Genomic DNA, 6,804 nt, shown 5'->3' with positions numbered 1-6,804 from the left:
AATTGAATAGATTCATCGTTTTTTTTTATCAAATATAAGGCTTTTTATTGTGTTATGGGTAATTGCGGACAATCAAATAAAATTTAAACAGAATAGCATAATTACAACAAAAAGCGAATATTTTTTGGGTGGTTTGTCCATTTTGGTACTTGTTGGCTTTATCTTTTTAAAAACCGCCATCCCAACAAGAACTTTGCCTAAAGGGGAGTCTACGGCACTATTTACGTTTGGTTCAGTCTTATTTGATGTGCAGCAGAGGCAACTAATAATCAATAAAAAAAACATTGACTTGACTGTAACTGAAACGCGGGTACTACTCATTTTTGCATTATCGCCTAACGAGACCATAGAGCGAAGCCGACTACAAAAAGAGATATGGGAGGATGAAGGTGTTATTGTGGGGCGTAGTCTGGATATGTTCATTTCAAAGCTTAGAAAGAAACTGGAACTTGATCCCAATTGTAACCTTGTTGTTGTTCGCAACAAGGGGTATAAGCTTGAAGTTAGCTCTTAAATTCTCTAAAAACGGCTTTCTACTACTTTAAAAACTTGTTTTTAAGCAACACATTTTTCACAAACCACAACTTCAACCCCAAAATAAACCTCGCTTAAATTGCTTTAAAGGTTTTGCATCTACGCTTGACCAAATGGATACGCAACAAATACCGCCGATTCAGAAAGAAACCTTGGTATGTAGGGTATAAATACCTTCAAAAATTATCAAGAGACTTTCCAAATCTGTTTGAACATTGGCAATACGAAGGCTTCAGACCTTAAAGACTTGAATTAAGAAGAGCCGTATGAATCGAGAGGTTCACGTACGGTTCTGTGAGAGGTTTAGGGGTGAGACTTCCCTTTACCTACTCGACTTTTCTATTCGATTTTTCTTTTTAAGTTTTCTTGCCAACTTTATTGAATGTTTTAATGAGTTAATATTATTCCAGTCGTGATGTGAAACGATTATAAACTTTGGGTTAGTATATTTTTTTTGCACATTTTTAAGAGTAGTTTCATATTCAAAAACATTACCGTCTCCTAAATAGCCTAAATTTTCAGCGTCTGCACCTTTTATCAAGCAACCACCATAAAGAATTTTTTCTTTGTCAAACCAAATGACAATATTATCTTCTGTATGTCCTTGTCCAGGATAATAAGTTTCAAAAGAATATTGTCCAACGTTGAAAACTGTGTCTTTTTCAATTAAGTATTCCGCTCTTTTTTTATCATTCTTTTTACTTAAGTCATCAGTTTGTTTGGTTGTATAGGTTTTAATTCCTTGTTTTTTGTAATACTCAAGTCCTTCGGTTCTGTCACTGTGCCAATGAGTTGCAATACAGATTGTTACATTTTTATTATGTTTCAATTTGATACTGTCAAGCAATGGTTGAAATTGTGTGGTGTCCCAAGGCGTGTCAAACAATACAACGCCATTATTTGTGAGTAAATAAATTCCATTTGCAGGTATTTGATTTCCTTCATAAGTGTTGTAAGTTGTATAAATATAAAAGTCGCCTGTTAAGTGCGATATTTTAAGTTTAGGTTCTTGGGTCTGTCCAAAAATTTTGGTCATTAAGAAAAGAAAAGTTATTGTCAATATTAATGTTCTCATTCAGTTGTTTTGATTTTGATTACTGTCGGTCTTAAAATTACCGCCAACGTTCCCACGCTACAACCAGTTTGGTACTAAATTAAGCTCTATTTTCGGATTTGCCAAATCATCCCAAATACAAAACCATCTTTCCATTAAGCCAAAAGCCCAAATCCGTTGTAGTGGCTGTTATGCGTCGTTTTTTTAGTTATTAAATGTATAAGTTTTGGTTTCTAAATACCACATTATATATTTATTTCTTATGTTTTTCAAGTCTAGGACATCCCATAATTTAGTGTTGTTAGGAAGTATTTTTCGCAAAATTAAATTCACATTTAAATTGATAATTCTTGAACTTTTGTTTTCTATAAACTTCACTGTTTTGTCTTTTTTATCAATCTCGATAAAATCAATTGAGATTGGTTGACCACAATTCTTGAAAAACTGTAAATTATATAATTTAGTTTCTTCTTTTGAAAAAGTGATTATACTTAATTTATTCCAAGCGTCCATTGTTACTTCAAGTTCATTTACATTTGGTTTGTCAATGTTTAGATATTCTCCAAAATATTTATATTCTTGAATTTGACAATATTTTTTTTTAGTATCTGCTTTTTCATCATAATTATTTTTGAAATAATTTTTTTGGTCGCATTTTTTAGCAATTTCAAAAACTTCCTCTTTCGTTAGTTTCGTTAAGTTCTGCTTTAAAAATTCTTCTGTAAAGTTTTCTTTATTTGTGTTTAAAGAAATTAAAAGATTTTCGATTTCTTTTTTTGCGATGATTTTATAATTCGATGTTTTTATAAATATTGAATCCTCTGAGAAAATTTTACCTTTTGCTTTCTTGTTGACTCTAATTTGTTTTGAAATTTTAAAATCGCCAATTTCGGTTTTAGTTAATTCAAATATTTTGCTTCTTGAATAAATTCCATTTTTCCCCCAAGAAGAACCTCCAATAGAATAAATAAATCGAAATTTATTTACATTCTCAAAATTTTGAGAATATGTAAATTGTAGAAAAAAAAATAAAATAATTAGGATGATTTTTTTCATTGTTATTTTTCGTTTCGTGCGGTAAAATGATGCATAACGTCTTGTGGCTTGGCGTCAGTTGGGGATTTGGTTAGATAAATGTATAAATTAAAGACCGAACTTCCAAGTACAAAACCAACTTTAAAGTTTGCCTAAAACCCCAATTGCGCCAAACCGCTGTGCTTGTTGCACAACATCAAATATATTAAAAATAATTTGGATAAAAATACGAAAAATCGTATTTTTATCCTATGCAAGGAAAAAAAGAACTCACGCCAAAAATGCTCTATCAAGTTCATTTACAGGACTTGGTTGCAGAGCATAATTTCTATCGATTGGTTGATAAATCTATCGATTTTCATTTTTTATATAAAGCCACAGCGCAGTATTATGGGGAGGAAGGACAAGAGAGTATTGATCCTGTTGTGTTTTTCAAAATCTGTTTGGTAGGCTATTTAAACAATATTAATTCGGATAGAAAACTTATCGAATATTGCTCGAATTGTCTCGACGTTCGTTTGTTTATTCGGTATGATATTGATGAAGTTTTGCCTTGGCACAGCACCATAAGTAGAACCCGCCAACTCTATGGTGAAGAAGTATTTTTAACTTTATTCAAAGCCGTGTTAAAACTATGTGTTTCCAAGGGTATGATTTGCGGCAAACGCCAAGCTGTAGATAGCGTTTTTATCAAAGCCAATGCTTCTATGGACAGTTTGGTAGAGAAAGAAGTATTGGAAGATGCTAGTGCCTTTGTAAATGAACTAGAAGAAAACAGCGAATTTAAAACTACCAGCACCAGAAAGAAATTAGTAGAACAACACCATAATTGGAAAAAAGAAGCTTATAAAACCCAACCCAATCCTAACTTCAACATCGATAAAGTAGATGAACACGGTAATTTAATTCGACCAAAGTTTGTGTCCAATCATACCCATTATTCGCCCACAGATACTGATGCGAGAGTAAGTGTAAAACCAGGAAAAGCAAGACAGTTAAATTATTTTGGCCAAATCGCTGTAGACGATGCTCATCATGTAATAACGGGAGCCTGTTCCGATTTTGCAGACAAGCGAGATAGTCAAATCGACGAAGGAGATTCATCGAATACCTATGAAAAATAAAATTATAATGAGATAATGTGTGGAGAAAATAGTAGAATTAACAGAGAAAAACCTAAATGAAAATGGCATTGAAATAGAAGAACTTTTAGCCGATGGCGGTTACAGTAGTGGAGAAGCCTTAAAGTATTTACACAAAAAAAACATCAATGCCTATATCCCAAATTTTGGACAATACAAGCCCGAGAGAGAAGGATTTATTTTCAACAAAGAATTACATCAGTATGAATGTATAAAAGAAGGAGGCAACCAAGCCAAACTGCTTTTCAAAGGTGAAAAAGTAGATAGCAAAGGCTACACCAAACGCACGTGTAGAAGTAGCGAGAGCGATTGCAAAAACTGTCCACTACGGGAACAATGATGTGGAAAGAGTACAAAATATAAAAAGATAGACCATAGTATTCACAAAGAACACTATGACCGAATGCACCAAAAACTCACCCAAAACCCATACTATGCCAAGAAAATGGTACGGGTGAGAAGTAAAACAGTAGAACCCGTAATTGGAACATTGGTCAATTTTACCAATATGAAGAGAGTAAACACGCGAGGAATTAAGCAAGCTAACAAACACGTTTTGATGGCCGCATTAACCTATAATCTCAAAAAATACTTTAAGTTTATCACCAGAAAAGTCAAAACAAAAGCCGGAGTTGTGGGTGAAATACAAACAAAAGCCCCCACTTTTCTAAAAACAGTTTTCTATGACTTGAAAAACTTGTTTTTAAGCACCTTATTTTTTAAAAACCACAACTTAAAACCAAAAATAAACCTAGCTTAAATGTGCTTAAACAAGGTTGTTTTTTATGTTTTTTGTAAATATTAAATTCTTGGAAGGGTTGTGCAACAGCTACCGCTGTTAACTGATGCCTTTTTTTCTATTTTGCAATAATTAATATTTCGGAAGATTTTTTATTACTCAATGCGTATTTCATTTCTTTACTTTCTGAAATTACAACTTTCTTTCCATTGCTTACAAGTATATTTTTTAATTCTTCAACCGATGGAATACCATCAGACCTATAAGAGATTACAATTATACTATCTTTAAATTTTCGTATTAAATTTTCGAAAGAAAATTTAATTTTTTCTTTTTTGTTCCAATCTGAACCGTTTAATTTTAATCGCCTGTGTTTTGAATTAAAATCGATTAACTCTTGCCAATTTTCGTAGTTTACAATTCCCTCTAAAAAATGATAAAATTCTAAATAATCAACACCGATTCCATTTTCTGAGACATAAGGTGAATCTATGTAAACCAAATCAAAATTTTCATTTAGTTCAGATATATCTTTGTTTATTGAAATGTTGTTTTCATAATTTGAAAAAACTGCGTTGTTACCTTCGTTAATAAAGTTCTTGAAATGTGATTCAAAAGGTGTATCCCAAGTTACTTTATTTCCAAAACTTCTTTTAACATCTTGAAATCTTATATATAGGTTTTTTCTATGAAATAGATTGTATGGTCTTTTTATTATGCAGGATTGGAATAATGCAAAAAAAGCAATTGCTCTTTTATATTCGTTAGAAATTAAATTTATGTTAGTTATGACAATGTCTAACCACCTGTTTTCGGAATCGGTATAATAAGTGTCTTTAAATGTCTTTTCTATAAAATTAGGATAAATAATATTTTTATTTTCGGTTAAAATAAATTCTAAATCATCTTCATTTATTTTTTCATTTTGATTTTCAATTAGTGCTTTTCCTATAATGTGATTGAATTTTAGAATATCGTTATAAGTTACAGTTTTTCCATTTTTCTTTAACTTATATGCCACAACCGAAGTTCCACCAAAAGCATCTAAAGCAGTTTGAAATTCTAAATCTTTGATACAATTCCAAATCCAATCTACATATTTCAATTTACTTCCTTGATACCTTGTAGTAGGAAATTTTGAAACTGTTGGAACCTCAAAAAGTTGTAATAAGTTTGAATCATTCATTTATATCACTTTCTTCAGGGTTATTTTCAATTTCATTCAAAGCATTTATTTCATCTTTGTGTTTAGTTAATACATCAATTCCTCTTTGTTTGTATTCTAAATAAGTTTTTAAATTCATATATGGTCTTACAATTTCCAGTGCTTTAGCCATATCAACAGTTAAATAATACATCCAAAAATCATTGTAAATGTCTTCTCCCAAATCTGAAAAAATTCCTTTTCCATTAATCAAGGAATCTAAATTTGTTGTCGCTCCAATATTTTTTGTGTTCCCACTTCCTGGACTTGCAGAAGCAATTTTATATTTTGGTTGAACAAAAAATTGAAAATCTTTTATTACAGATTCAATTTTATCTATTTCATCTAAATTATATATAACTTTTTCATTTAGTTTTTCTTTATTCTGTTTGTAAACAACACCTAATACAAGATGTGCGGAATAAGAATTGTATGAATAAGATATATTTTTTGTGCTTTGCCTGTTTCTAAAGTATCCTGTAAAAGCCCCAAGAGTCATACTTTTTATTTTATTTTCTGAATCAATAAAAGTACTTTTAATATCAACGGCGAATTTTGCACCAGTTGCGTTACAGATGAAAGTTAAATCGGGATAAAAGTTTTGTTGTGCTGGAAGTTCTAAAGTTAAGTTGTTTTTTATTGCAAAAGTTTCAAATGCTGGAATTAATAGTAACTCAATAACTTTTGAAACTACTTTAGTGTCAATTGAAATAGTGTAGATATTTTTGTAAATATCAATAAAACCTTTAACAATCCAATCTCCTTTGTCTGTTGCAATTATTTTGTTAAATCCTTCTACTTCTTCTTGAAGTGCTTTTAAAATTTGTTCTTTGTTCATTGCACAAAAGTAGATAATTGAAATTAAAGTTTCAGAATTTGCCAAATTTAATTTTTCAGAAAACTTAATTTTCACGATTTTTTTATGCGTTTCGTGTCGCTCGAAGGTATCAGTTAACGTTCTGGCACTACAGCGGGTTTGGGACTAAATTAAGACCATTCTTCGGATTTGCCAAATCATCCCAAATACAAAACCATATTTAAATTAAGCCAAATACCCAAATTGCTTGTAGCGTGTGTTACTGGCTGGTTATTTTGT

The 6,804-nt window shown here is 31.0% G+C and carries 5 protein-coding genes and 1 pseudogene; 2 read left to right on the top strand and 4 right to left on the bottom strand.

All coding sequences use genetic code 11. The annotated features are described in order from the left end of the window. The first annotated feature begins 49 nt into the window (after positions 1 to 49). Complete coding sequence (locus FNW21_RS15820; protein WP_235889657.1) at positions 50 to 514, top strand: winged helix-turn-helix domain-containing protein; 465 nt, start codon at positions 50 to 52, stop codon at positions 512 to 514. A gap of 342 nt (positions 515 to 856) precedes the next feature. Here FNW21_RS15820 and bla read toward each other — a convergent pair whose 3' ends face one another. Next, positions 857 to 1,609 carry a BlaB/IND/MUS family subclass B1 metallo-beta-lactamase gene (bla, locus tag FNW21_RS15815; RefSeq protein WP_144257717.1) on the bottom strand — a complete coding sequence of 251 codons (753 nt, stop codon included), beginning with the start codon at positions 1,607 to 1,609 and terminating at the stop codon, positions 857 to 859. Between the two features lie 183 nt (positions 1,610 to 1,792). Beyond that, positions 1,793 to 2,644, bottom strand: a complete 852-nt coding sequence (locus tag FNW21_RS15810) for a hypothetical protein (protein WP_144257716.1) — start codon at positions 2,642 to 2,644, stop codon at positions 1,793 to 1,795. A 230-nt stretch (positions 2,645 to 2,874) separates the two neighbouring features. Here FNW21_RS15810 and FNW21_RS16790 point away from each other — a divergent pair. Further along, positions 2,875 to 4,525 (top strand): annotated as a pseudogene (locus FNW21_RS16790) (transposase). A 97-nt stretch (positions 4,526 to 4,622) separates the two neighbouring features. On the opposite strand, the gene FNW21_RS15800 reads toward FNW21_RS16790, so the two are convergent. Further along, positions 4,623 to 5,690: a DNA adenine methylase gene (locus tag FNW21_RS15800; protein ID WP_144257715.1), complete on the bottom strand. Its 1,068-nt coding sequence runs from the start codon at positions 5,688 to 5,690 to the stop codon at positions 4,623 to 4,625. Beyond that, positions 5,683 to 6,621, bottom strand: a complete 939-nt coding sequence (locus FNW21_RS15795) for an EcoRV family type II restriction endonuclease (protein ID WP_221932075.1) — start codon at positions 6,619 to 6,621, stop codon at positions 5,683 to 5,685. The genes FNW21_RS15800 and FNW21_RS15795 overlap by 8 nt, the downstream gene beginning before the upstream one ends. Positions 6,622 to 6,804: the final 183 nt, after the last annotated feature.

Source organism: Flavobacterium restrictum, from assembly GCF_007097245.1.
GTDB classification, from domain to species: Bacteria; Bacteroidota; Bacteroidia; order Flavobacteriales; family Flavobacteriaceae; genus Flavobacterium; species Flavobacterium restrictum.
This window is presented reverse-complemented; position numbering and strand designations above follow the sequence as displayed.

What these genes read in the sequence shown, in the direction of transcription:
- FNW21_RS15800 (WP_144257715.1), bottom strand. Translation starts at nt 5,690, where the DNA reads ATGAATGATTCAAACTTATTACAACTTTTTGAGGTTCCAACAGTTTCA.
- bla (WP_144257717.1), bottom strand. Translation starts at nt 1,609, where the DNA reads ATGAGAACATTAATATTGACAATAACTTTTCTTTTCTTAATGACCAAA.
- FNW21_RS15810 (WP_144257716.1), bottom strand. Translation starts at nt 2,644, where the DNA reads ATGAAAAAAATCATCCTAATTATTTTATTTTTTTTTCTACAATTTACA.